Source organism: Blastococcus carthaginiensis, from assembly GCF_030731085.1.
GTDB classification, from domain to species: domain Bacteria; phylum Actinomycetota; class Actinomycetes; order Mycobacteriales; family Geodermatophilaceae; genus Blastococcus; species Blastococcus carthaginiensis.
On record NZ_JASNFN010000008.1, the window covers coordinates 74424 to 98343 of the forward strand.

Sequence of the window (23920 nt, forward strand, 5' to 3'; positions counted from 1 at the left end):
GGGGCGGGTGGAGCGGGCGGGTCAGGCCAGCGAGTCCAGCAGCGACTGCTCGAGCATCAGGTCGGCCGCGGTGGTCAGCCAGCCGGCCACCAGGAGCAGCGGCCAGGCCCGCTCCTCGTCCAGCGACGCGGTCCCTGCAGCCAGCCCGGCCTGGGCCACTGCCCGGCACGCCATCGTGTTCATGCCCTGGTGTTCGGCACACCCGGCGCGGAACTGGAGTCATCCGCCTGTGAGATGCCACGGCTCGGCGGCGATCCCGTCGGCCTCCGCCCGGGAGAGGGTCCCCACGGCCACCAGCCGGTCGAGCACGTGCGCCTGCCGCGCGGCCGCCCGCTCCGGGTGCTCGAACGGGTCATAGGCGCTGGGCGCCTGCACGAGCCCGACGAGCACGGTGGCCTGCGCCCAGTCGAGCTCCTCGGGGGCCAGCCCGAAGTAGCCCTCGGCCGCCGCCTGCACCCCGTAGAAGCCGTGGCCGAAGTACACCGCGTCCAGGTACATGCGCAGGAGCTGCTCGTCGCGCCACGCCTGGTCGAGCTTGACGGCCAGCACCACGGAACGGGCCCGGGCGCCGGCGTCGGTCGCGCCGTCCTCGTAGAGGACCCGGGCCAGCTGGTGCTGGATCGTCGAACCCCCCAGGTCCCGGCCCAGGACCACCCCGAGCGGCGCCCGGAGCGCGCCGCGCCAGTCGATGCCCGGGTGGGAACCGAAACGGCTGTCCTCGGTGGCCAGCAGGGCCGCGGCGATCCGCTGCGGCACCTCCCCGGTCGACGGCGTGCCACCGAACGCGTCCAGGCGGGCGGCCACCCGCTGCTCGGCGTCGGCCACCCCGGCGGTCACCGCCCAGCCGACGGCGAACGCCGCGAACAGCAGGACGAGCAGGCCGGCCAGCAGCCGGAGGCCGGCCCGCCGGAGGCGGGCACCGCGCGACCGGCGGGGCCGGGACGCGACCGGAGCGGGAGGCACGGGCTGCTGCCGGGGATGCGGGGTCACCGGGTCAGCTCACCGTGCGGCACGGTCCGCGCGCATCGCCCTGCGGGGCGATCGGCGGCCCGGCCGTGATCATCCCGCAGGAGGACGGCGCCGCACGGGCGTCGCCCGGTCGGGCCAGCCGACGGCCGCCAGGTCCACCTTCCCGTTCCGCGCCGGCACCCCCTCGGCGGCGAGCAGCTCCAGCTGGCGGGCGCGCACCGGTTCGGCGGCCGAGCCGTCGGCGCGGACGACGCGGTGCCAGGGCACCGCCGCGCCGCCCTGCGCCAGCGCCCGCGCCACTCGGCGGGGCCCGACACCCACCAGCTCGCCGATCGCCCCGTAGCTGCTGACCCGGCCGGCCGGGATCCGCTCGACGACGTCGAACACCGCCTCGTCGACGTCCCTGGGGTCGGGGGTCACGCCCCGATCATGGCAAGCGATGTCCCCCGACCGGACATCCGAAGCCGTGAGATGTCCGCCCAGGGGTCACCGCCCGACCGCAGCTCGGCCCCGGCGACCACAGCTCAGCCGCGTCCGCCCGCCGCTCAGCCCCGGCGGCCGAACCGGGCCAGCAACCGGCTCTGCGGGTCCGCGGAAGGCGGCACGTCCAGCGGCGGGTCGAACAGCCCGGGCACACCGCCGTCGGGCAGCCGTTCGGCGTAGACGAGCGCGGCGGTCACCAGCTCACCGTCCAGCTCGGTGTCCCCGCCGGTGGCGCGGGCCAGGTCCCAGGCGTGCACGGTGAGGTCGGTGGCCATCTCGAAGATGTACTCACCCGCCGGCGTCGGGCCACGCGAGAGGTGGACCGTGTGCCGCAGGGCGTCGTCCGCGGCGAAGGCGGCCAGCGCGCCGTCGGCCGCGGACTCCCAGCCCAGCAGCGGGTCGTCGCCCAGCAGGTCGGTCGTGGCGTCGGGGAACCGCCCCTCGATCACGTCGTACGGCTCCCCGGCGAGCAGCGGCGGCACCCACAGCGCCTCGTTCACCAGGTGCGCCACCAGGTCGCCCACGGTCCACCCGGGGAGCGACTCGTCCTCCCACTGGTCCGGGGCCACGGCGTCGACCCGGTCGGTGAACTGGTTCTGCGCGCGCTGGAAGAGCTCCAGGAGCTCGACGGGCGAGAAGTCGGCCATGGCGCCAGTGAACATGCCGAGGGCCCGGCCCGCCTCCCCGTGGAGAAGCGGACCGGGCCCCCGGAACACGATGGAACGGCCCCTGCGCACTGTCCCGGCCCGAGCAGGTGACGTGCTGGAACCGGCCCCGTCGCAGGAACCCGCGCCGAGCAGGTGACGTGCTGGAACCGGCCCCGTCCCAGGGCCCCGCGGAGCGTGTCGCGGGGAGGGACGGGGTCCTTTCAGTACGTGGGCAGCGCCTTGTCGATGCGGGTTGCCCACGCCGTCACGCCGCCCTGGACGTGCACGGCGTCCTTGAAGCCCGCGTTCTTGATCGCGGCGAGCGCCTCGGCGGACCGGACACCGGTCTTGCAGTGCAGCACGATCGGCTTGTCCTGCGGCAGCGAGGACAGCGCCCGGCCGGAGAGGATCTCGTCCTTGGGGACGAGCTTGGCGCCGGGGATCGACACGATCTCGTACTCGTTGGGCTCCCGGACGTCGATCAGCTCGAACTCCTTGCCGGCGTCCATCATGTCCTTGAGCTCGTCGACGGTGATCGTCGAGCCCGCGGCCGCCAGCTGGGCCTCCTCGGAGACGACGCCGCAGAACGCCTCGTAGTCGATGAGGCCGGTGATCGGCTCACCCTCGGGGTCCTTGCGCACCTTGATCGTGCGGAAGGTCATCTCCAGGGCGTCGTAGACCATGAGCCGGCCCAGCAGCGTCTCACCGATGCCGGTGATCAGCTTGACCGCCTCGGTGGCCTGGATGGCGCCGACCGTCGCGCACAGCACGCCCAGCACGCCGCCCTCGGCGCAGCTCGGGACCATGCCGGGCGGCGGGGGCACCGGGTAGAGGTCGCGGTAGTTGGGGCCGTGCTCGTCCCAGAACACCGACACCTGGCCGTCGAACCGGTAGATCGAACCCCACACGTACGGCTTGCCCAGCAGCACGCACGCGTCGTTGACCAGGTAGCGCGTGGCGAAGTTGTCGGTGCCGTCGACGATCAGGTCGTACTCACCGAAGATGTCGAGGACGTTGTCGCTGTCCAGCCGCGTCTCGTGCAGGCGGACGTCGATGAGCGGGTTGATCTCCTTGATGGAGTCCCGCGCGCTCTCGGCCTTGGACCGGCCGACGTCGGACTGCCCGTGGATGATCTGGCGCTGCAGGTTGGACTCGTCGACGGTGTCGAACTCGACGATGCCGAGCGTGCCGACACCGGCCGCGGCCAGGTACATCAGCACCGGCGAACCGAGGCCGCCGGCGCCGACGGCCAGGACCTTGGCGTTCTTCAGGCGCTTCTGACCGTCCATGCCGACGTCGGGGATGATCAGGTGGCGGCTGTAGCGGCGGACCTCGTCGATCGACAGGTCGGCGGCCGGCTCCACCAGCGGTGGCAGGGACACGGATTGCTCCTCGGGTCATCTCGACTGCGGCCCCGGAGGACCAGCGTTCACGCGGAGAACAGCGTGACACGCAGCGGGATTCCCGCGGTCCTCGGCCGGCTGCCGCGGCGGGACCGACCCGCCGTCCTCCCCCGCCGGAGCGCGTCCTCCCTCACCGCAGACCGTGCGGGAGGACGCTCGATGATCAGGTCACCTGATCCCGGCGGAGGGCGGTCAGGGGAAGGGCCAGGCGTTCCTCGCACACCCCTGCAGGTCCAGGGTCTGCTGCTGCATCACCGGAGCGGGCTGACCGGGCCCGGGGCACTGCACGTGGCCGTTGCCGAGCACGTGGCCGACCTCGTGGTTGACCACGTAGCGCCGGTAGGTGGCGATGTCGCCCTCGTAGTGCGGGACGGCGGTCGCCCACCGGGCCAGGTTGATGACGGCGCGGTCCCCGTAGCGGCACGAGGTGTACCCGCCGGTGCCCACCCCCGGGCAGTAGGTCTCCATGCTGCCGGGGCTCACCAGGCTCACCCGGAAGTCGAACGCCGCCCCCGCGCCCACCCGCTGGAACGACAGGCGCCCGCCGTTTCCCCAGGACCGGGGGTCGCCGAGCGTCGCCGTCACCGCATCGGCGAACGCCGCGCCGTCCACGCCGATGCCGTCCTCGACCTCGACGATGAACCGCTGCAGCGGGCCGGTGCCGTGCACCTCGGAGGCGCCGTCGACCAGCGAGAGGCTGCCGGCGCCCTGCTGCACGTACTCCTCCGCCACCGCTTCGGGTGGGGCGGTCTCCGACGGCCCGGCGTCACCCTCGGCCGGGGCCGTCGGTTCCGTTGCGGGCGGCGGTGCGGCGGCGGTCGTGGCGACCGGGGCGGAGGTGGGGTCCGCGGCGGCGGTGGTGGGCGTCGCCCCCGGGGGGTGGAGCACCAGGTCGACGAGGACGGCGACGGTGGCCACCGCCAGCACGGGGATCGCGTAGGCGCGCCACCCGTGGCGGCGCACGAACCGGCGCAGCCGGCCGCGGGGGCTCCGGTCGTCGCGCCCGGGGCGCGCCGGGCCCCGCGGCGAGGGCGGGCGGGCACGTGCCACGGGACGGCCGTCGGTCAGACGTCCTCCCACCGGTCGCCTCCCCGCTCGCTCGCTCCGTCCCCCGGTGCGCTCAGGGTCTCACGCTGCGTGGTCCGTCGGCGACAGCCGGCGGCTCCGCCACGCCCGGCTCGACGCTTCGGCCCTCGACCATCCCGAGCACCGCCCGCGCCGTCGACTCCGCGGCCTCGAGCATCGCCACGTGGCCGACGCCGTCGAGGAGCAGGAGCCGGCTGTCGGGCACGGTCGCGGCCAGGCGCGGGGCCAGCGCCGGGTCGACGAGCCGGTCGCGCCCGCCCCAGACGACCAGGACCGGCATCCGCAGGCCCCGGGCCGCCCTCCAGGCGTTGGCCGGGCCGAGCCGCAGGTAGGAGGTGATCAGGCCGCGCATGCTGCGGGCCAGGGCCCGGTCGGCCCACGGCTGCTGGGCCCGCTCGTGCATCTCCTGGACGGCCTGCTCCAGCCGCTCGCGAGGCACGGCACCGGGGTCGCCGAAGCACATCCGCACCATCGACCGGACGTTCTCGTCGGGGGTGACGGCGGCCAGCCGGCGCTCCGCCAGCGTCGGCACCCCGGGCACGAGCAGGAGCAGCAGCGCCCGGCTGAACGCCGGCGGCACCCGGTACACCGGCATGGCCGGGGACACCAGTGTCAGCGTCGCCACGAGGTCCGGGCGCAGGGCGGCGACCAGCAGGCTCACCAGGCCGCCGAGGGAGTTCCCGACCAGGTGCACCAAGCGCTCCTCGCCCGTCCCCGGCTGGGCGACGACGTGCTCGAGGACGTCGACGACGGCCCGGACGTGGCTGCGGATGGAGTACCGGCCGCGCGCCGGGGGCCGCGACCGGCCGAACCCGGGCAGGTCGACCGCCCAGCCGTCGAACCGCACCGCGAGCAGCGCGGCGAGGTCGGTCCAGTTGGTGGAGGCGCCACCGAGGCCGTGCACGTAGAGGGCCCGTTCCCGGGGGGCCTCCGTCGCCGGCCCGCCCTCGACCGGACCCGTCCACGGAGTGCGGCGCACGAACACCGCTCCACCGCGGACCAGCACCTCCTTCCCCGGCCACGGCGGCACGGAGGGGCCCAGCACCGGCAGGGGGGTCGTGGAGAGCTCGGCCTCGGACATCGCCGTCGACGGTAACGCTCCGTACCCGTCGGTCGAGCGGAGCCGGGACGCGTCGGTAGCATCCCCCCTGCCATGCAGCCCACACAGCCCGCCGCGGTCAACCGGCGCACCTCCCGGCTGCCGCGCGGTGCGCGGCGGCTCCAGCTGCTGCGCGCGGCCCAGGACGTGTTCGTCGCGCACGGCTTCCACGCCGCGGCCATGGACGACATCGCCGTCCGCGCCGGGGTCAGCAAGCCGGTCCTCTACCAGCACTTCCCGGGCAAGCGCGAGCTCTACCTGGCACTGCTGGAGGAGCACGTCTCCGAGCTGGCCGACCGGGTCGGCGAGGCGATGGGCCGCACGGCCGACAACCGGGCCCGGGTCGACGCCGCCGTCGGCGCGTACTTCGACTTCATCGACGCCGACGGCGAGGCGTTCCGGCTGGTCTTCGAGTCCGACCTGCGCAACGACGACGACGTGCGCGCCATCGTCGACCGCGGCACGCGGGTGTGCGTGGAGGCGATCGCCGGCGTCATCGCCGCCGACACCGGCCTCGACCCGGAGCGCGCCCACCTGCTGGCCTCCGGGCTGACCGGGCTCTCCGGGACCGCCGCCCGCTGGTGGCTGCCGCAGAAGGGCACGGTCTCCCGCGACGAGGCGGTCTCGCTCATGTCCGCGCTGGCCTGGCGCGGCATCTCCGGCTTCCCGCGCGTGGACGGCGACGCCGGCTCCTGAGCGGCCCGCTGCAGGGGCCCACCGCGAACTCGCGAGGGGTGGGGGGCAGGGGGTCCGCGGTTTCGCTGACGGCGCACCCGCTCGGCCGGTCCCCGCGGCGCGGTCTGCACTAGCGTTGGGGGCAGTCGCGCAACGAGGAGGCATCGCCCACGTGGAAGTCAAGATCGGCGTCCAGCACTCGCCCAAGGAGCTGGTCATCGACAGCCCCAAGACCCCCGACGAGATCGCGGCCGAGGTGGCCAAGGCCATGTCGGGCTCGACCAAGGACGGCCTGCTGACCCTGGTCGACGAGCGGGGCCGCCAGGTCCTCGTCCCCGTCGACCGCATCGCCTACGTGGAGATCGCGCAGGCCGACCAGCGCCGCGTGGGCTTCATCGCCGGCACCGGCGCCTGACCCCAGGCTCCCCGGACGGGGCGTCACCGCACTGCGGTGGCGCCCCGTCGCCGTTCTCGCGGTCGCGTTGCCGTTCTCGCGGTCGCGTTGCCGTTCTCGCGGTCGGCGACCGGTGACCGGCCCGGCGGGCGCCCGGAGCATAGGAAGCTTTACCTGTGGTTCCGGGGCCCGGACCACAGGTAAAGCTTCCAATGCCTGCGCTGATCGGCGCGCCCCATGCCTGGGCTGATCGGCGCATCCGCCGTCCCGGCGGGAGGTCGTGGCGTCAGGGGTTGAGGCCGAGCGCCTTCATCCGCGTGGTGTGCGCCTGCGTGATGCGCTCGATGAGCCGGCCGATCCCCGCGAGGTCGCCGGTGCCGGAGACGATGAGCTCGGCCAGCCGGTCGTGCTCGGCGATCACCGCCTGCGACCGGGTCATGGCCTCGCCCACGAGACGCCGTCCCCACAGCGCCAGCCGGCCGGCGACCGCGCGGTCGGCGGCGATCGCGGCGCGCACCTCGCGGACGGCGAAGTCCGCGTACCCGGTGTCGGCCAGCACCTCGAGCACCAGCCCCCGGTCGGGCTCGGGCAGGAAGCCGGCGATCTCGCGGTAGAAGTCGGCGGCCAGCCCGTCGCCGACGTAGGCCTTCACCAGCCCCTCCAGCCAGGTGCTGGGCCGGGTGCTCTCGTGGAAGGTGTCCAGCGCCGAGACGAACGGCGCCATCGCCGTCGCCGGGTCCACCCCCAGCTCCTCCAGCCGGGCGGTGAGCCGGAAGTGGTGCCCGATCTCGGCGGCGGCCATCCGGGCGAGCGCGGCCCGGCCGGTGAGGGACGGCGCCATGCGGGCGTCCTCGGCCAGCCGGTCGAACGCGGTGAGCTCGGCGTAGGCCAGCACGCCCAGCAGGTCGGCGACCGCCGTGTTCTCGACCGGTGGCACGGCATCTCCTGGGCTCGGCGACGAGGACGCCGCGTGCCCCGGAGGGGTGAGGCACCCGGCAGCGGGGAGCGCGGCGCCGAGAGGCTAACCGGTGCTCGCGCTAGCATGGGAATCGGCGAGCCTCCGGGCACGCTCGTACATCTGTGCGCTGACGACCGCTGGACGACGCCCCCCGGGCTGTCTCCCGGGCCGTGGCGAGGTCCGGTTCTGCTGGCCGCGTCGGCGCAGGAACCGATCCCGCGACACCCGACCCGGGACGGGCGCGAGGCGGCGACACCGCTGCCGCAGCCGGTCCCCCAGCACACCAGAGGCGAGAGCACTGACCTCCACCGAGCAGACCCCCACCACCGCACCCGAGCTGGAGCACGCCGAGACCGGCGCGCCCGCCCCCGAGGAACTGGAGCAGACCGTCGAGGAGCTCGGCGGCGCCCCCGTCGCCGCCGACAGCCCGCTGTTCAGCGACTTCGACGTGCACCCCGACATCGTCTCCGCACTGGCCGACGCCGGGATCACCCGCACGTTCGCCATCCAGGAGCTCACCCTTCCGCTGGCACTGGCCGGCAACGACCTCATCGGCCAGGCCCGCACGGGCACCGGCAAGACCCTCGGCTTCGGCGTCCCGCTGCTCACCCGCGTGACCCCGCCGAGCGAGGGCGCCGACGGCGTCCCCCAGGCGCTGGTCGTCGTCCCCACCCGCGAGCTCTGCGTGCAGGTCGCCCGCGACCTCGGGACCGCCGGCGCCACGCGCGGCATCCGCGTGCAGGCCATCTACGGCGGGCGCGCCTTCGAGCCGCAGATCGAGTCGCTGCGCAACGGCGTCGAGGTCGTCGTCGGCACGCCGGGGCGGCTGCTCGACCTCGCCCAGCGCGGCGACCTGATCCTGGGCAAGGTGCGCGTCCTCGTCCTCGACGAGGCCGACGAGATGCTCGACCTGGGCTTCCTGCCCGACATCGAGCGGGTCCTGGCGATGGTGCCCGAGAAGCGGCAGACGATGCTCTTCTCGGCGACCATGCCCGGCCCGATCGTCACCCTGTCGCGGTCGTTCATGACCCAGCCGACCCACATCCGGGCGCACGGCAACGACGAGGGCTCGACGGTCCCGCAGACGACGCAGTTCATCTACCGGGCGCACAACCTGGACAAGCCGGAGCTGCTGTCCCGGGTGCTGCAGGCGCGCGACCGCGGGCTGGTCATGGTCTTCTGCCGCACCAAGCGCACCGCACAGAAGGTCGCCGACGAGCTGGTCGACCGCGGGTTCGCCGCGGCCGCGGTGCACGGTGACCTCGGCCAGGGCGCCCGCGAGCAGGCGCTGCGCGCCTTCCGCAGCGGCAAGGTCGACGTGCTCGTCGCCACGGACGTCGCCGCCCGCGGCATCGACGTCACCGGCGTCAGCCACGTCGTCAACTACCAGTGCCCCGAGGACGAGAAGACCTACGTGCACCGGATCGGTCGCACCGGCCGGGCCGGCAGCACCGGCGTCGCGGTCACCCTCGTCGACTGGGACGACATCCCCCGGTGGCAGCTGATCAACAAGGCTCTGGGGCTCGGCTTCGACGACCCGCCGGAGACCTACTCCACCTCGCCGTGGGTCTACACCGACCTCGACGTGCCCGAGGGCGCCAAGGGGCGGCTCCCCCGCTCCCAGCGCACCCGCGAGGGCCTGGAGGCCGAGACCCTCGAGGACCTCGGCGAGACGGGCAAGCGCAACCGCCCGGCCGGTCGTGGCGACGCCCGTGGCCCGGCGGAGCGCCGGGACACCGGCGGCGAGGAGTCCACGGGCGGCGGCAAGAGCCGTCCGCGGCGCCGCACCCGTCGCAGCGGGGGCACCGACGCCGCCGGCGACGCGGCCGAGGGTGCTGCCCCGCCGGCGACCGACGCCTCCGCCGAGGGCGGGAGCGCCAAGCCGCGCCGCCGTCGCCGCCGCCGTGGCGGTGCCGGGCGCGGCGGTTCGGGCGCCGAGGCCACGGGCAGCCCGGACGCCGCGAGCACGGGCGCCGACACGGCTTCCTGAGCCGCTCCTCCGCATGGCACGCCTGACGCGCCCGCCCCTGCGGGTGTGGATCTGGACCGCCGCCACGCTCGCGCTCGTCGTCGTCGCCACCCTGCTGTGGCGGGGGTCCGACGCGGCCGCCACCTCCAGCACCACCGCCGCACCGGCCGACGTCCCCCCGGGGGCGCCGGCCGGCGCCGTCTCCGAGGCGTGGTCCGCCGCGGCGGACCCGCTGCCCGGGAACGTCGTCGCCGAGGGCCGGGTGCTCGTCGGCTCGCCGCACGGCGTGCGCGCGCTCGACCCGGTCACCGGCGAGGAGGCGTGGCACTACACGCGGGGGAACGCGGCGCTGTGCGGGCTCACCGTCACCGACGGTGTCGCGGTCGCGGTCTTCCGCACCGAGGACCGCTGCGACGAGGCGGTCGCCCTCGACGCCGGGACGGGCGTGCGCGCGTGGACCCGGAACGTGGACTTCCGGCCCGAGGTGACCCTCACCGCCACCGACCGGATCGTGCTGGCCGCCACGCCGACCGGGATCGTCACGCTGGACCCCACCGGCAGCGGCATCCGCTGGCGGTACGCCCCCCCGGAGGGCTGCGAGTTCCTGCAGTCCGCCGCCGGCGACGCGGGCGTGGCGGTGCTGCAGCGGTGCGCCGGCTCCTCCGCCCTGCAGCTGCGGCTGATGGACGGCTTCGACGGCGACCTGCACTGGACCCGTGACCTCCCGGCATCCGCACGCGCGACCGAGCTGGTCGGGGCGGACCTGCCGGTCGCCGTGCGCGTGGACGACGAGGTGCAGCTGCTGTCCTCCGCCGACGGCACGCTGCTCACCACCCTGCCCGCCGATCCCGGGGCAGCGGTGCGGCAGGCGGCCACCGGCACCGCCGTGCTGGTCCTCACCGACGGCACGCTCACCGCGCTCGAGCCCGGGTCCGCGCGCCCCCTCTGGTCGGTCCCGGCCACCGGCCTGCCCGGTGGGGCGGCCACGACCGAGGACGGTGCGCCGGCCCTCCCCGTCCCGACGGCCGGCGGGATCGTCCACCTCGATCCCGCGACCGGCACCGAGCTCGGCAGCACGGCGACGCCCGAGCTCCCCGACGGTGCCGTGGCCACCGTCGTCGGCCCCGTCGTGGTGCTCGCGCACGACGGCGAGGTCCGCGCCTACCGCTGAGGCACCACCGGTGCGGCACGGCCGCCGCCGTCGGGGTTCACTGGGCGCCATGGTCCTGCCCGGCGGCCCCGATGCCAACGCCATGTCCCTCGCCATCGCGCCCGACGACCTCCGCCAGCTCGCGCAGCACGACGCCGTCCCGCGCACCTTCGCCGGCGGCGCCGGACCGCTCGCCGCCCTGGACACCGGCGGCAGCGCTCCCCGCGGCACGGTGCTGATGGTGGCCGGCTACACGGGCAGCAAGGAGGACTTCGCGCCGCTGCTGCGCCCGCTCGCCGCCGCCGGGTACCGGGTCGTGGTGCTGGACCAGCGCGGGCAGTACGAGTCCCCCGGCCCCGACGACCCGGCGCAGTACTCGGTGGAGATCCTGGGCGACGACGTGCGCGCGGTGGCGCGGGTGCTGCGCGAGGAGTCCACCGGGCCGCTGCACCTGGTCGGGCACAGCTTCGGCGGGTTGGTGACCCGGGCGGCCGTGCTCGCCGAGCCGGCGCTGTTCACGACGTTCACGCTGCTGGGCTCCGGACCCTCCCGGCTCACCGGTCGCCGCGCCGAGCTGCTCGACCACCTCGGCCCCCTCCTGGACGCCGGCGGCGTACCCCTGGTGCACGAGACGCTCGAGCAGGTGGCGATGACCGACCCCAAGGCGCAGGCCGTGCCCGAGGAGACCCGGGCCTTCTACTCCCGGCGATTCCTGCGCAACTCCGCCGCCGGGCTCCGCGGCATGGCCGACGCGATGCTGGCCGAGCCGGACCGGGTGGCCGAGCTGAAGGCCACCGGGGTGCCGCTCCTGGTGGCGCACGGCGAGGCCGACGACGCCTGGCTGCCGCACGTGCAGGCCGACATGGCGCAGCGGCTGGGCGCCCGGCACGAGGTCATCGACTTCGCCATCCACTCCCCCGCCGTGGAGAACCCGCCGCGCACCCTCGAGGTGCTGTGCGACTTCTGGTCCAGCGCCGAGGAGCGGTCGTGAGCCGCCTCGCGCCGCTGCCCTCGCCGGACGATTGGACCGAGGAGGAGGACCGGCTCGGCTTCTTCGGCCCGGGCAGCGTGACCTGGCGAATCCACAGCGACCCGGCCTACCACCTCGGCGCGATGGCGTCGCTGATGCTCCAGGCCCTGCACCCGGTGGCGATGGACGGCGTGGCCCGCAACTCCGCCGGCTTCAAGGACGACTGGTGGATGCGGATCACCCGCACCGGCCAGTACATGGAGACCGTCGTCTTCGGCCGGCGGACCGAGGCCCGCCGGATGGCCGCCCGCGTGCGGGGCTACCACCGGAAGCTGTCGGGCGTCGAGGAGACGACCGGCCGGGCGTACCGGGTCGACGACCCGGACCTGCTGCTGTGGGTGCACACCTGCGCCGTCCGGTCGATCCTGACGACGGCGCGCCGGGCGGGCGTGGCGCTGTCGGACGCGGAGGCCGACCGCTACGTCGACGAGCAGGTGGCCTTCGCGCACCTCGTGGGCGTGCCGCTGGAGACGGTGCCCCGGTCGGTGGCCGAGCTCGACGCGTACTTCGAGGGCGTCCGCCCCGCGCTGGCCGCCACCCCGGCCGCACTGAAGGGGGTGCGGGACCTGTTCCTCCCGCCGATGCCCGGGTGGCTGCAGGTGCTGACGCCGGCCCGGCCGGTGTGGGGCGGCCTGGCCGGTCTCTGCTTCGCGCTGCTGCCGCCCTGGGCGCGGCAGGTGTACTCCCTCCCGGGGCTGGCGCTGACCGACGCCGCGGCGACGGCCGGGGCCAGGGCGTTCCGGGCCGGGTTCCTGGCGCTGCCCGACCGGGCGTACCGGTCACCGATCGTGCGTGCCGGGTACGCCCGCGTGGCCGAGGCGTCGGCCGCCTAGGAATCGTCCTCGGGGAGGAAGCTCCACGGCTCGCGGGCCGGGCCCGCGGCCTGGCCGGCCGGGCAGCTGGACCGGAAGTCGCACCACCCGCACTGCCGCCCCGGCACGGCCGGGAAGGCGGCGTCGGGGTCCTCGCCCGCGGCCACCGCCTCGCCCGCCGCCTGGATGTCGATGGCGACGTCCTCGGCCCGTCGCACGTGGTTGGCCAGCGACCGCTCGGTGTGCTCGAAGGCGGCGACCGTGCCGGTGGGCACGTGGTGCAGCTCCACCCGGGTGCAGGCCCGGCGCAGCGTGCGGCGGACGGCGAGGACGTAGAGCGCCAGCGCCTGCGAACCGCGCGCCTCGTCGTCGGTGCTCGGTGAGCGGCCCGTCTTGTAGTCGACGACCACCAGTTCGTCGCCGCGCTCGTCGATGCGGTCCACCCGCCCCGAGAGCGTCATCCGCTCGGTCATCGTGCTCACCGTGCGCTCCCGCGCGCGGGGCTCCTCGGTGGGGTCGACGTCGGCCAGGTAGTCGGTGAGCCAGCCGGCCGCCCGCGACCGCCAGCGGTCGGACTGCTCGTCGTCGCGGAAGCCGGCCGGGCTCCACGCACCGATCAGCAGCTGCCGGGCGGCGCCGGGCGTGCGGCGCTCGACCGGCAGATCCCACCACGAGGAGAGCACCTGGTGGAGCGCCGTCCCCACCGTGTGGTGGGCGAACCGCGGGCCGCGCGGCGGGCTGGGCCGGTCGACGTTGGCGAACCGGTAGCGCCGGGGGCAGTCCGAGAAGTCGGCCAGCGACTTCGGCGAGGCGCGCAGCAGCCGGCGCGGCATGCCCGGCAGCACCGCCTGCCCGCCGTCGGTGGGGTTGCGCATGCCGGTCACGGTAGCCGCGGGGGGCGACGCCCCAGCTTCAGTCGCGCCAGGGCGCGGCGCCGGTCCCCGCTGCGACCAGGCGCTCGAACTGCTCCGGGTCGGTGGTGCACGCCCCGAGCGGCGTCTGCTTGTTGGTGCCGTGGTGGTCGCTGGAGCCCGTGACGACCAGGTCCAGGTCGGCGGCCAGCCCGCGCAGGTGGGCGCGCTGCTCCACGGTGTGGTCGGGGTGGTCGACCTCCAGGCCCAGCAGCCCGGCCGCGGCCATGGCCGCGATCGCCTCGTCGCCGACCACCCGGCCGCGCTCGGTGGCCAACCCGTGGGCGAACACCGGCACGCCGCCGGCCGCCCGCACGAGGGCGATCCCCTGCCGGACGTCGGTGTCGGCCTTGCTCACGTAGTACGGGCTGCGGTGGTGCAGCAGCCCCGCGAACGCCTGCTCGACGCTGGCCACGACGCCCGCGCGGACCAGCGCCCGCGCCACGTGCGGCCGGCCGACGACCCCGCCGCCGGCGTGCTCGACGAGCTCCGGCCAGGACACCGGGTACCCGTCGGCGGCCAGCGCCTGCACGATCCGCTCGGCACGGCCCAGGCGCTCGTCGCGCAGCCGGGCCCGCTCGGCGGCGAACGCCGGGTGCAGCGGGTCGAAGAGGTAGCCGAGCAGGTGCACGCTGACCGGGGGCTGGTCGAAGGGGAACCAGCGGCAGGAGAGCTCCATGCCGGGGACGACGGTCAACCCGGCCGGGCGGTGCTCCTCCGCCGCCGCCCAGCCCGCGGTCGTGTCGTGGTCGGTGAGCGCGACGACGTCGAGCCCCGCGGCCAGCGCGGCGGCGAGCAGCGCGGCGGGGTCGTCGGTGCCGTCGGACACCGAGGAGTGCGTGTGCAGGTCGATCCGCATCACGGCTCAGCCTGCCGCACGCCGGCCCGCGGCACCCGGTGGAGAGCCGCTCACGGCTCGCGCGGCGGGAGCTGCGGGATGGGTTCGGTGTCCCGCCGCCCACCGCTGGCGACCGGTCCGGCCGGCGGCGGCGCCTCCGGGTTCCCCTCGTCGTCGCCACCGGACGCGCTGCCCCAGTCGCTGCCGAACAGCAGGCCGCTGACCTCTCGGTACAGGTCACCGGCGCGCGGCAGGAAGGTGATCTCCGACAGGCCCTGCTGCTGCCCGGCGGACTCGAAGCGGAAGGTCCCGTAGCCGAGGATCTGGCCCAGGAAGGTCTCCTTCCACGTCAGATCGGTGATCCGGCGCAGCGGCAGCAGGGTGACGGTGCGGACGATCACCCCCGAGGTGAGCAGCACCCGCCGCCGGCTGACGATGAAGTGCCGCATCCACCACTCGCCGACGCGCATGGCGTAGGTGAGCAGCGCGGCCAGGACGACGAGCATGCCGACCGTGCTGGTCACCCGGTTCTCCGGGTCCAGCACCAACAGCCAGCCGCCGATCAGCAGCACCGGCAGGAACTTCAGGGTCGGCACGATCAGCACCGCCCAGTGCCGGCGCGTGACCACCACCGCATCCTCGTCGTCCAGCAGGTACTTCCGGACGTCCTTGGCGGCCCGGGTCGGTAGCCCGGCAGGGGCGCTCACCGGCTCAGACGAGCGAGCCGACGAACTGCGCGAGGGAGGAGGCGGCGTCGCCGAGCGCCTCACCGGCGTTGCGCACCAGCTGCGCCGAGGACTCCGGCGCCTGGATGACGTAGAAGAGGACGAAGGCGATGACCACCCAGGTGAGGACCTTCTTCAGGTTCACCGCCACCTCCGTGGTGTGAATGAGGCAGCCCGGGCGCCCGGGCCGGCAGGAGGGCCCGCCGGGTGCGGCGGACGCGTTCGTCCCATGGGTAACACAGGCCCCACGGCGGACCCGTCCGACGCGCCGATCCCCGGCGGCCCGTCCGGTTCCGGCACGTGCGGGTCAGCGGCCGGGCAGCAGGTGCTCCCCGACCGGCCCCAGCGGCAGGTCGGGGTAGATGCGTTCGCGCAGGTCGAGCAGCCGCAGCTCCTCGACCAGCAGCCACGCCGCGCTCATCGGCCACATCACGAGCCACAGCCAGACCCCGTAGGCCTCCCCGACGAAGGCCGCCCGGTCCTCGCGCGTCGGCACCGCCCACAGCGGGGCGTGCTGGCCGGCCGCCTCGACGCCGACCGAGCTCGGCCCGGAGATCACGTCCCCGGGGTCCAGCCCCGGAAGCCCGGCGTAGCCGCACCCGACGCCGGTGCCGGGTTCCTCGGCCACCAGCACGAGCTCCGCGGCGCCACCGAGGGGGCCCGGGCCGGCGCAGTCGACGACGATCGCCCGCGCATCCGGTTCGCCGCCCCACGCCAGGCCGGTGACCGCCCAGCCCGGCGGGACCGGGTCCGGCACCCAGGCCGGCACGCGGGCGTCGGCGGTGACGGCGGCGATCGCGTCGTGGGCCACCAGCGCGGTGTGGTGCAGCGGGGTGACCGCGCCGTGCACGTGGCACCAGGCGTGCGCCTCGGACCCGTGGCGGACGGCCAGTGCTTCACCGCAGCGCGGGCAGACCGGCGACGCACTCACCGGGACACGGTCGCGGGAGTGGCGCCGATCGTCAAGCGCAGCGCAGGGGGCGGCCCGCCCGGCGCCGTCGCCGTCGCCGTCCTGCGTAGCCTGCGACGCGTGACCGCCGCCGACCCGCCGGCGGTGCCGTGCGTCGGCGCCGTCGTGCACGACCCGGACCGCCGCCTGCTGCTGGTCCGCCGGCGCAACGAGCCCGGGCGCGGGCTGTGGTCGCTGCCCGGGGGTCGCGTCGAGCCGGGCGAGACCGTCGCCGACGCCGTCGAGCGGGAGGTCCGCGAGGAGACCGGGCTGCGCGTGCGCGCCGGCGCGGAGGTGGGCCGCATCCGCATCGAGGCCGGCGCGGTGGTCTACGACGTCGTCGACCTCGCGTGCACGCTGCTGGTCCCCGGTGCGCGCCCGGTGGCCGGGGACGACGCGGACGACGCCGTCTTCGCCGACGCCGCCACCCTCACCGCCCTGCCGTGCACACCCCGGCTCGTGGAAACCCTGCGCGGGTGGGGCGTGCTGCCGGGCTGACCGGTCAGCACGCCCGCCGACCTCAGCCGCGGGGCGTGGGCTCCGGGCGGCCGGGCTGCTCGCCGCCGCGGGCCTCGCCGTAGGAGTGCTTGGGCACCATGACCTTGCGGCGGAAGATGCAGACGACGGTGCCGTCCTGCTTGTAGCCGATGGTCTCGACGTGGACCACGCCGCGGTCGTCCTTGGACTTCGACGGCGTCTTGTCCAGGACCGTCGTCTCGCCGTAGATGGTGTCGCCGTGGAAGGTCGGGGCGACGTGCCGCAGCGACTCGATCTCCAGGTTGGCGATCGCCTTGCCCGAGACGTCGGGGACGCTCATGCCCAGCAGCAGCGAGTAGATGTAGTTGCCGACGACGACGTTCTTGCCGAAGTCGGTCGTCTTCTCCGCGTAGTTCACGTCCATGTGCAGCGGGTGGTGGTTCATCGTGAGCAGGCAGAACAGGTGGTCGTCGTACTCGGTGACGGTCTTCCCGGGCCAGTGCTTGTAGACGGCCCCGACCTCGAACTCCTCGTAGTACCGACCGAACTGCATCTCGCTGGCTCCCGACGTCGACGCTCTAGGACGGCGTGATCCTACGGAGGGGGCACGGCCTGCATCCGCGGGCGCCCGGTCAGAGCAGCTCGAGCACCGGACCGATCTCCTGCGTGGCGTACCAGCCGAGCTCGTGCCCCTCGGCCTGGTCGACGACGAACTGCGCGTCCTCGCTGCCGAGGTCGGCCTCCAGCACGACGGCGACGGCGGCGCGGACGTCGTCCTCGGCCTCGGCGTCGTCGAGGTGCGCGCTGGCCACGTCCTCGACCCGGATCTCGTGCTCGACGCGGGCCGCGCCGGGGTCGACGTGCGGGTCGTCCATCGGGGTCACCGCGGCGTCGGGCACGTCGGCGGCGAGCACCGCCCGGCGGCGGGCGGCCAGCGGGTCGAGGTCCAGCAGCCGCAGGCTGGCGCGCGCCGCGGCCAGCAGGGCGGCGTACTCCAGCTCCTCGGTGTCGGCCTCCGCGTCGCTCACCGCGTAGAAGCGGCGCAGCTGCGGGGTGATCGCGAAGACGGTCTGCGGAGCGGTCAGCCGCCCCTCGTCGACCAGGGTGCGGAGCACGTTCGTCGTCGCCGGCAGGTACACGCGCACCCGGTCGACCCCCTTCGTCGGTGGAAGGACGACCGTAGCCGCCGCCGGACGGCGGCTCAGGCCGAGGTCTCGACCAGCCCCGCGACCTCCTGCTCGATGAGGTCGGCGAGCACCTCGACGTCGCTGACGCTGTCCCGGTCGGCGTTGAGCCCGAAGAACACCGTGCCGTCGTAGGAAGTCATGCCGATCGAGAGCCCCTGCCCCCGGGCCAGGGGCACCACCGGGAACACCTCGAGCACCCGGCCGCCGGCGGCGTACAGGGGCAGCTGCGGGCCGGGGACGTTGGTGACCACCAGGTTGAACAGCCGCCGGGAGAGCCCCCGCGCCGCACGGGCGCCGAGCGCGTGCAGCGTCGACGGCGCGAAACCGGTCAGCGCGATCAGGCTGTCCGCGCCGACCGACCGACCGTGCTGGGTCAGCCCGCGCATGGCGTAGGTGAGCCGCGCGAGGCGGACCCGGGGGTTGGGCTCGCCGACCGGCAGGTCCACCAGGTGCGAGGTGACCTGGTTGCCACCGGCGCCGTCCTCGTCCTGCACCGACACCGGCACGAGGGCGCGCACCGACGTGCCGCCGACCAGCGGCTCGCCGCGCGAGAGCAGCCACTCCCGCAGGGCGCCCGCGACGACGGTCAGCAGCACGTCGTTGACCGTCCCGCCGTGCGCCTTCCGGACCCGCTTGAGGTCGTCGAGGTCGGCGCACGCCACCGCGACCCGGCGCTGCCGCCCGATCGGCGCGTTCAGCGGGCTGTGCGGGGCCGGGAGGATCGCCGAGCGGGCCGTGCGCACCAGCCCGCCGGCGACGCCGCCGACCCGCACAGCGGTGGCCCGCACGTCCGTGACCGCCGAACGGGCGAGCTCGACGAGCGAGGACGGGCGGCGGCGGTAGTCCTCGAAGGCCGCCCACACCAGCTCCGGACCGGAGGGCGGACGGCGGGGCCGCCACTCGGCCGGCTCGGGCGCCGGCGCGTCCGGGAAGACGTCCAGCAGCACCTGGCCGATGTCGACGGCGCCGAGCCCGTCCACCAGCGCGGGGTGGGTCTTGGTCACCACCGCGACCCGGTCCCCCTCCAGCCCTTCGACGAGGTAGGCCTCCCACAGCGGGCGCCGGCGGTCCAGGGGCCGGGACATCAGCCGGGAGACCAGGTCGAGCAGCCGCTGTTCGGTACCCGGCCGCGGCAGCCCCGACCGGCGCAGGTGGTAGGTGATGTCGAACTCGGGGTCGTCGACCCAGACGGGGTTGGCGAGGTGACCGGGCACCTCCGCCACCCGCTGCCGGTACCGGGGCACCAGGGACAGCCGCGCCTCGACCAGCGCCGCCAGCGCATCCAGCCCGCCCGGGGGCGTCTCGAGGACGAGCACCCCGCCGACGTGCATGGGGGTGCCGGGCTCCTCGAGGTAGAGGAAGGAGGCCTCCAGGGTGCCCAGCCGCTCGACCATCGTCCGCCTCCCTGCGCGTTCCCTCACGCTACGTCGCGGACGACGATCCGGACACCCGGCGGTCAGCTCGCCCGCCGGGTGCGCAGCGCGGCGCGCCGGCCCGCCGCCGGCGCGGGTACGCCGGCGAGCTGGGCGGCGAGCGCACGCAGCTCCGCGCGCAGGGGGGAGCCCGGTGAAGCCTCGGCGAGGGTGCGGCCGACCGCGAGCGCGGCATCGGTCGCGCGCCGGTCCGCCGGCAGGTAGGAGCGGGGACGGCGGCCGGTGAAGCGCTCCAGCGCGTCACCGACCTCCTGCCGCGGGTCGCCGGGCACCGGCCCGCGGCGCAGCTGGTTCACCACGAGCACGGGCTCGACCTCGGGCAGCACATCGCGCAGCTGGTCGAGGGCCCGCACGCACCGCTGGAGGGCGACCGGGTCGGCGCCGGAGACGCACAGCACCGTGTCGGCGTGCTCCAGGACGGCCAGGGTGGCGCCGTTGCGGCGCGGCGCCGCGGTGTCGTAGGAGAGCTCCTCGTCGTCCTCCACGCCGAAGGCGCAGTCCACGACGGTGAGCTGCGCGAGGTGGCGGGCCTCGTCGAGCACCGCGGTGACACCGGCCGGGCGCAGCTCGGGCCACCGGTCGGCGCGGGCGAGGCCGGTGAGCACCCGCAGGTCCGGCCGGACCGCCCACGCCAGCGACGCGAGCGCCGCGCCGTCCAGGGTCCCGAGGCCCGCCTGCCGGGCCGCGCCGGCGAGCCCGGGTGACTCGTCGAGCAGCCCGAGCACCTGGGCGACCACGCCGCCGTGGACGTCGGCGTCGACCAGCAGGGTGGGTACCCCCAGCCGGGCGGCCTCGTCGGCCAGCCCCACCGCGACCGTCGTCCGGCCCGGCGCCCCGGTCGGGCCCCACACCGCCACCACGCGGCCCCGCTCCCCCCGCGACCGCTCCGTCTCCACGGGGGGAGCGGGGACCGGGAGCGCCGCGCGGAGGTCGGCCACGTCGTGACCGGGCGCCGGCACGCCGGCGACCGCGTCCCGCAGCGCCTCGGCGATCAGCTCCGGGTCGGCGTCGGCCGGCAGCACCTGGGCGACCCCGAGCCGGCGCAGCCGCTGCGCCGCGGCCTCGTCGCCGGGTTCGACCAGACCCACGACCGCGACGCCGGCCGCGCGCAGCCGGGCCACCGCGTCGCCGTCGAGGCGGCGCAGCTCCGCGGACAGCAGCGCTGCCTGACCGGTGCCGGTGGCGGCGGCGGCCAGCAGGTCGGAGATGTCCACGCAACGCCGGACGACGGTGACGCCGTGGTCGTCGCGGTCGAGGGCACCGACGAGCTCGGACTCCCAGCCGGCGCCGGTGACGGCGGTGAAGACCTGGAGCGCCATCAGCCGGTCGGCCCCGCCGGTGCGGGCGCGCCCTCGGTCGCCACGGCCGGTGCCGGAGCGGGCGCCGGGGCCGACGACGGGGCCGACGTCCGTGCCGACGTCGGTGCCGGTGTCGCGCGCGCCTGGCCGGCACGGGCCACGGCGGTGGTGCTCCCGTCCGCCGTCGCACCGGCGGGGTGGGCGACCACCACGAGCGGCCGCCCGGCGATGGACGCCAGCACGTCCCCGGCGTCGCCGCCCGCCACGCCGACCACGATCTGCACCGTGGTGGTCGGCGTCGAGAGGACACCCTCGGCGCCGCCCGACATGGCCTGCACGGGTGCGGCACCGACGACGAGGGCGACGCTGCCCAGGTCCGGGCCGGTGGCGCCGGCCGCGGGGTCGGCGACGGCGTACACGTCGACCAGCTGCCCGCGGCGCAGACCCGGGGGCACGTAGCCGGCCTGGACCGGCAGGGCCAGCTGGACGAGGTCCGATGGCTCCTCGAGGGCCGAGCGGGGCAGCAGCTCACCGGCCCGCACGCCGCGGGAGAGCGCGCTGCCCTCGGGGCGGGTGCTGCCCGAGAGGTACTTCTCCGCGGCGTCGTCGAGCCGGACGTCGACGACCACCAGGTCCTCGGCGGTCAGCACCGTCCCGGCGGCCAGGTCGTCCGCGGCGGTCCAGACCGGCACGGTGGCGTCCGCGGCGCTGACCACCCGCGCGCCGAGGAGCACCGAGGCGAGGACGAGCAGCACGCCGAGCACGAGCCGGAGGTCCAGCCAGCCGGGCGTCCGGACCCGCCGCGGGGTGGGCCCGGCCGGCAGCTCGGCAGGGCCGGGGACGGCGCCCGGGGTGCGCACGGCGGTCACGCGACCTTCTCTCTCTGCCAGCACGTCTCCAGCGCGTTCGGGCGCGCCGACCCGCCGGTGCGGGCCGTTGACGGCATCGGGACGCCGATGATGCGGTACGCGTTCGAACTCGTGCACCCGTCGTCCACACGTTCGGGTGTGGACGGCCGCCACGGACCACCGGCACGGCTGACAGACTGGCCCGCGAAACGGATGGAGACGCCGATGCCCACGCCCCGCTTCCTGACCCTCGACGACGTCGCGGAGATCCTCAACGTGTCGTGGTCGCAGGCCTATGCGCTGGTGCGCCGCAAGGAGCTGATCGCGATCCAGATCGGCGGGCGCGGCCAGTGGCGCGTCGAGGTCGACGAGCTCGAGCGCTTCATCCAGCAGAAGTACGCCGAGGCCCGCGCCGGCACCGTGCCGGCCGCCGAGGCCACCGCGGGCGCCGCCGGCCCCGACTCCTCGGAGCAGCGGGGCTGACCGCTCAGCCCCACCCGGGCGCCAGGGTGCGCACCACCGCCACCGCGTCGACGACCACCGCGGAGACCCGGCGCACCGCGTCCGGGCGTCGCGGCTGGTCCGCCGCGTGCTCGGCCACCTCCACGTAGTCGGCCCCCACCCGGTCGATCGTCCCTGTCAGCTGCGTCCCGTCGTCCAGCACGAGCTGGACGGCGCTGCGGTCCCGCGCCAGGCCGCGCAGCGCACGGCGCAGGTCCAGCCGCGCCCGCACCGGTCCCGGTTCCTCGGCCGCCGCGGTCCAGCGACCCAGCCCGTCCACGGCCCGGACCGCCGCCACCGCCACCAGCTGGTCCCGTCCCCGGTCGTCGGCGAGCAGCAGCCAGTCGGTCCCCTGCGCGGCGAGCACCCCGCGGACCCGCCCGGCTCCCCGGCACGTCACCACGAGCTCTGCGCCGACCGATCCCCCGATCCGTTCGGCCAGCCGCACGGCACCGATCTCCGCGCGGGCGCGCGAGGCCCACTCCGCCCGGTCCTGCGCGTCCTCCGCGGCCTCGAACTGCGCCTGCAGGTCCGCGAACAGCTGCTGCCACCGCATGTCGCACAGCCTAGATCGTCACACTCACTTGCGTTTGATTGCGTTTGATTGCTTTAGTGACGCAACGTCAACGGAGAGGAGGGCCTGGTGTCGGTGCGACGACTGCTCGCGACGGGCCTCGGCATGGCCGGCCTCGCCGCCGTCCTGGCGCTGCTGACCTCGGCGCCACCCGTCTCGCTGGCCGCCCTGGCCGCCGCGCAGCGCACGGCCGACACCGCGGGGCCCGACGTCCTGGTGGTGCACCTGGTGGGCCTGCTCGCGTGGGCGGTGTGGGGCTGGGGTGCGCTCGGTCTCGCACTCACCGCGTGCTCGGCGCTGCCCGGGGCCGCCGGCGCCCTCGCCGGCGGTGCGCTCCACGGCGTGCTGCCCTCCGGTGCCCGCCGCGCCGCCGCGCTCGTCCTGGGCCTCGGGTTGGGCATCGCGCCGCCGGTGCTCGGGGCAGCGGTACCGGGACTGCCGGCCACGACCGCCGCCGCGGCGGACGAGGTGCTCGCTGCCCCGGGTCCGCCGTCCGCGCACGCCGTCCCCGACTGGCCGGCGCCGGCTGCCGTGCCCGTGCGGGACGGGGGCGTGAGCACCGCCCCCGTCCCGGACTGGCCGCCGGCTCCTGCGCCCGGGGAGCACGTCGTCCTGCGTGGCGAGTGCCTCTGGCGCATCGCCGAGGGCCACCTGGCGCGCACCCGGGGGCATGCGCCGTCCGACGCCGAGGTGGCGACCGCCGTCACGGCCTGGTGGCAGGCCAACGCCGAGGTGATCGGCCCCGATCCCGACCTGCTGCTGCCCGGCCAGGTGCTCCGGCCGCCGGCCCTGCCGTGACCCGCCCGTCCCCCACCGCCGAACCCGGGAGTCCCCGATGACCGCACCGTCCCGCACCGTCCCGGCTCCCCCGCCGGCCCTGCAGCTGACCCTCGTCCCCACCCCGCAGCCGCCGGGCGAGGTCCGCCCCGTGTTGCGCCTGGTGCGCCCCGGCCGGCCGCTCCCCCTGCCCGTCCTGCCCCCGGGGCCCCGGCCGAGCGCCGCGCCGTCCACCCTCGCCCATGACGAGTTCGGGCCGGTGCCGACCGGCCGGGCCGAGCTGCCGCCCGCGGGCGCGGCCGCCCGGCGACTGGTGACCATCGCCCTCGAGGCGCTCGCCGGACGCCGCCCGCTGGCCCAGGTGCAGCCGCTGGCCTCGACGGGCGTCTACGCCGCACTGTCGGCCGGCCGCCGGCCGCGGTGGTGCACCGAGGGGAACGCACCGGTGGTGATCGGCCCGGTGCGCGTCTGCGAGCCGGTGGACGGGGTGGCAGAGGTCAGCGCGGTCGCCCACCGGGCCGGACGGGCGCACGCGGTGGCGGCGCGGCTGGAGGGCATGGACGGCCGGTGGCGCTGCACGGCCCTGCAGATCGGCTGAAGGAGGACACGGTCCTCCCCACCCCTCGCACCTCGGGGCGGGGCCGGAGAGCACGGCGCCCCGCAGACCGGTCGGTCTGCGGGGCGCCGTCCGCGGGGGGCGGGCGTCCGGTGCCGGCCGCGCCGGGGC

General features: G+C 75.9%; 29 protein-coding genes. 10 read left to right on the plus strand and 19 right to left on the minus strand.

Annotation, left to right across the window (positions count from 1 at the left end; translation table 11 throughout):
* Positions 1-21: 21 nt before the first annotated feature.
* The 7 genes from QOZ88_RS08825 to QOZ88_RS08855 all read right to left on the minus strand — a co-directional run bounded on the left by QOZ88_RS08825 (position 22) and on the right by QOZ88_RS08855 (position 5669).
* Positions 22-183 carry a hypothetical protein gene (locus QOZ88_RS08825; RefSeq protein ID WP_170852150.1) on the minus strand — a complete coding sequence of 54 codons (162 nt, stop codon included), beginning with the start codon at positions 181-183 and terminating at the stop codon, positions 22-24.
* Positions 184-219: 36 nt separating this feature from the next.
* On the minus strand, positions 220-963 hold the full coding sequence (locus QOZ88_RS08830) for a biosynthetic peptidoglycan transglycosylase (RefSeq protein WP_305999413.1): 744 nt from the start codon (positions 961-963) through the stop codon (positions 220-222).
* 96 nt (positions 964-1059) lie between these two features.
* Positions 1060-1389 carry an MGMT family protein gene (locus tag QOZ88_RS08835; protein WP_305999414.1) on the minus strand — a complete coding sequence of 110 codons (330 nt, stop codon included), beginning with the start codon at positions 1387-1389 and terminating at the stop codon, positions 1060-1062.
* 125 nt (positions 1390-1514) lie between these two features.
* A complete protein-coding gene (locus tag QOZ88_RS08840) occupies positions 1515-2099 on the minus strand; it encodes a TIGR03086 family metal-binding protein (RefSeq protein ID WP_305999415.1) in 585 nt (194 codons plus the stop codon).
* A 221-nt stretch (positions 2100-2320) separates the two neighbouring features.
* Complete coding sequence (gene moeZ / locus QOZ88_RS08845; protein WP_305999416.1) at positions 2321-3481, minus strand: adenylyltransferase/sulfurtransferase MoeZ; 1161 nt, start codon at positions 3479-3481, stop codon at positions 2321-2323.
* A 213-nt stretch (positions 3482-3694) separates the two neighbouring features.
* Positions 3695-4552, minus strand: coding sequence for a DUF3152 domain-containing protein (locus tag QOZ88_RS08850; RefSeq protein WP_305999417.1), 858 nt, complete (start codon positions 4550-4552; stop codon positions 3695-3697).
* A gap of 70 nt (positions 4553-4622) precedes the next feature.
* Positions 4623-5669 carry an alpha/beta fold hydrolase gene (locus QOZ88_RS08855; RefSeq protein WP_305999418.1) on the minus strand — a complete coding sequence of 349 codons (1047 nt, stop codon included), beginning with the start codon at positions 5667-5669 and terminating at the stop codon, positions 4623-4625.
* A 72-nt stretch (positions 5670-5741) separates the two neighbouring features.
* On the opposite strand from QOZ88_RS08855, the gene QOZ88_RS08860 reads away from it, so the two are divergent.
* Positions 5742-6383, plus strand: a complete 642-nt coding sequence (locus QOZ88_RS08860) for a TetR/AcrR family transcriptional regulator (RefSeq protein ID WP_305999419.1) — start codon at positions 5742-5744, stop codon at positions 6381-6383.
* Between the two features lie 151 nt (positions 6384-6534).
* A complete protein-coding gene (locus QOZ88_RS08865) occupies positions 6535-6777 on the plus strand; it encodes a DUF3107 domain-containing protein (RefSeq protein ID WP_305999420.1) in 243 nt (80 codons plus the stop codon).
* A 265-nt stretch (positions 6778-7042) separates the two neighbouring features.
* Here the strand turns inward: QOZ88_RS08865 and QOZ88_RS08870 are convergent, their stop codons facing one another.
* Positions 7043-7693: a ferritin-like fold-containing protein gene (locus tag QOZ88_RS08870; protein WP_305999421.1), complete on the minus strand. Its 651-nt coding sequence runs from the start codon at positions 7691-7693 to the stop codon at positions 7043-7045.
* A gap of 469 nt (positions 7694-8162) precedes the next feature.
* Between QOZ88_RS08870 and QOZ88_RS08875 the strand changes: the two genes are divergently transcribed.
* From QOZ88_RS08875 to QOZ88_RS08890, 4 genes are read left to right on the plus strand one after another with little or no spacing between them, the layout of a single operon-like run.
* Positions 8163-9704 carry a DEAD/DEAH box helicase gene (locus QOZ88_RS08875; RefSeq protein ID WP_305999422.1) on the plus strand — a complete coding sequence of 514 codons (1542 nt, stop codon included), beginning with the start codon at positions 8163-8165 and terminating at the stop codon, positions 9702-9704.
* A gap of 13 nt (positions 9705-9717) precedes the next feature.
* On the plus strand, positions 9718-10854 hold the full coding sequence (locus tag QOZ88_RS08880; RefSeq protein WP_305999423.1) for an outer membrane protein assembly factor BamB family protein: 1137 nt from the start codon (positions 9718-9720) through the stop codon (positions 10852-10854).
* A gap of 49 nt (positions 10855-10903) precedes the next feature.
* Positions 10904-11824 carry an alpha/beta fold hydrolase gene (locus QOZ88_RS08885; RefSeq protein WP_305999424.1) on the plus strand — a complete coding sequence of 307 codons (921 nt, stop codon included), beginning with the start codon at positions 10904-10906 and terminating at the stop codon, positions 11822-11824.
* Complete coding sequence (locus tag QOZ88_RS08890; protein ID WP_305999425.1) at positions 11821-12696, plus strand: oxygenase MpaB family protein; 876 nt, start codon at positions 11821-11823, stop codon at positions 12694-12696. The genes QOZ88_RS08885 and QOZ88_RS08890 overlap by 4 nt, the downstream gene beginning before the upstream one ends.
* Here QOZ88_RS08890 and QOZ88_RS08895 read toward each other — a convergent pair.
* The 5 genes from QOZ88_RS08895 to QOZ88_RS08915 all read right to left on the minus strand — a co-directional run bounded on the left by QOZ88_RS08895 (position 12693) and on the right by QOZ88_RS08915 (position 16080).
* Entirely contained in the window at positions 12693-13550 is an 858-nt protein-coding gene (locus QOZ88_RS08895; protein WP_305999426.1) for a RecB family exonuclease, read from the minus strand. The two genes, QOZ88_RS08890 and QOZ88_RS08895, sit on opposite strands and share 4 nt — an antisense overlap.
* Before the next feature lie 37 nt (positions 13551-13587).
* Positions 13588-14445, minus strand: a complete 858-nt coding sequence (locus QOZ88_RS08900) for a PHP domain-containing protein (protein WP_305999427.1) — start codon at positions 14443-14445, stop codon at positions 13588-13590.
* A 50-nt stretch (positions 14446-14495) separates the two neighbouring features.
* Complete coding sequence (locus QOZ88_RS08905; protein WP_091928931.1) at positions 14496-15131, minus strand: PH domain-containing protein; 636 nt, start codon at positions 15129-15131, stop codon at positions 14496-14498.
* 4 nt (positions 15132-15135) lie between these two features.
* Positions 15136-15294 carry a hypothetical protein gene (locus QOZ88_RS08910; RefSeq protein WP_170852158.1) on the minus strand — a complete coding sequence of 53 codons (159 nt, stop codon included), beginning with the start codon at positions 15292-15294 and terminating at the stop codon, positions 15136-15138.
* Between the two features lie 162 nt (positions 15295-15456).
* Positions 15457-16080 carry a DUF6758 family protein gene (locus tag QOZ88_RS08915; RefSeq protein WP_305999428.1) on the minus strand — a complete coding sequence of 208 codons (624 nt, stop codon included), beginning with the start codon at positions 16078-16080 and terminating at the stop codon, positions 15457-15459.
* Between the two features lie 99 nt (positions 16081-16179).
* Between QOZ88_RS08915 and QOZ88_RS08920 the strand changes: the two genes are divergently transcribed.
* Positions 16180-16596, plus strand: coding sequence for an NUDIX domain-containing protein (locus QOZ88_RS08920; RefSeq protein ID WP_305999429.1), 417 nt, complete (start codon positions 16180-16182; stop codon positions 16594-16596).
* A 22-nt stretch (positions 16597-16618) separates the two neighbouring features.
* Here the strand turns inward: QOZ88_RS08920 and QOZ88_RS08925 are convergent, their stop codons facing one another.
* The 5 genes from QOZ88_RS08925 to QOZ88_RS08945 all read right to left on the minus strand — a co-directional run bounded on the left by QOZ88_RS08925 (position 16619) and on the right by QOZ88_RS08945 (position 21362).
* On the minus strand, positions 16619-17128 hold the full coding sequence (locus QOZ88_RS08925) for a MaoC family dehydratase (RefSeq protein WP_305999430.1): 510 nt from the start codon (positions 17126-17128) through the stop codon (positions 16619-16621).
* Positions 17129-17207: 79 nt separating this feature from the next.
* A complete protein-coding gene (locus QOZ88_RS08930) occupies positions 17208-17720 on the minus strand; it encodes a DUF6912 family protein (protein ID WP_091928935.1) in 513 nt (170 codons plus the stop codon).
* Positions 17721-17776: 56 nt separating this feature from the next.
* Positions 17777-19156 carry a WS/DGAT/MGAT family O-acyltransferase gene (locus QOZ88_RS08935; protein WP_305999431.1) on the minus strand — a complete coding sequence of 460 codons (1380 nt, stop codon included), beginning with the start codon at positions 19154-19156 and terminating at the stop codon, positions 17777-17779.
* A 62-nt stretch (positions 19157-19218) separates the two neighbouring features.
* Positions 19219-20514 (minus strand): AAA family ATPase, encoded by a 1296-nt coding sequence (locus tag QOZ88_RS08940; RefSeq protein WP_305999432.1) that lies wholly within the window; start codon positions 20512-20514, stop codon positions 19219-19221.
* On the minus strand, positions 20514-21362 hold the full coding sequence (locus QOZ88_RS08945; RefSeq protein ID WP_305999433.1) for an SAF domain-containing protein: 849 nt from the start codon (positions 21360-21362) through the stop codon (positions 20514-20516). The genes QOZ88_RS08940 and QOZ88_RS08945 overlap by 1 nt, the downstream gene beginning before the upstream one ends.
* Positions 21363-21566: 204 nt before the next feature.
* Here QOZ88_RS08945 and QOZ88_RS08950 point away from each other — a divergent pair, with 204 nt between their 5' ends.
* Positions 21567-21824 (plus strand): helix-turn-helix domain-containing protein, encoded by a 258-nt coding sequence (locus QOZ88_RS08950; RefSeq protein ID WP_091929152.1) that lies wholly within the window; start codon positions 21567-21569, stop codon positions 21822-21824.
* 4 nt (positions 21825-21828) lie between these two features.
* On the opposite strand, the gene QOZ88_RS08955 is transcribed toward QOZ88_RS08950, so the two are convergent.
* Positions 21829-22398, minus strand: coding sequence for a hypothetical protein (locus tag QOZ88_RS08955; RefSeq protein WP_305999434.1), 570 nt, complete (start codon positions 22396-22398; stop codon positions 21829-21831).
* Between the two features lie 87 nt (positions 22399-22485).
* Here QOZ88_RS08955 and QOZ88_RS08960 point away from each other — a divergent pair, with 87 nt between their 5' ends.
* Together QOZ88_RS08960 and QOZ88_RS08965 are read left to right on the plus strand one after the other, a co-directional pair.
* On the plus strand, positions 22486-23214 hold the full coding sequence (locus QOZ88_RS08960) for a LysM peptidoglycan-binding domain-containing protein (RefSeq protein WP_305999435.1): 729 nt from the start codon (positions 22486-22488) through the stop codon (positions 23212-23214).
* Between the two features lie 37 nt (positions 23215-23251).
* On the plus strand, positions 23252-23791 hold the full coding sequence (locus tag QOZ88_RS08965; RefSeq protein ID WP_305999436.1) for an Rv3235 family protein: 540 nt from the start codon (positions 23252-23254) through the stop codon (positions 23789-23791).
* Positions 23792-23920: the final 129 nt, after the last annotated feature.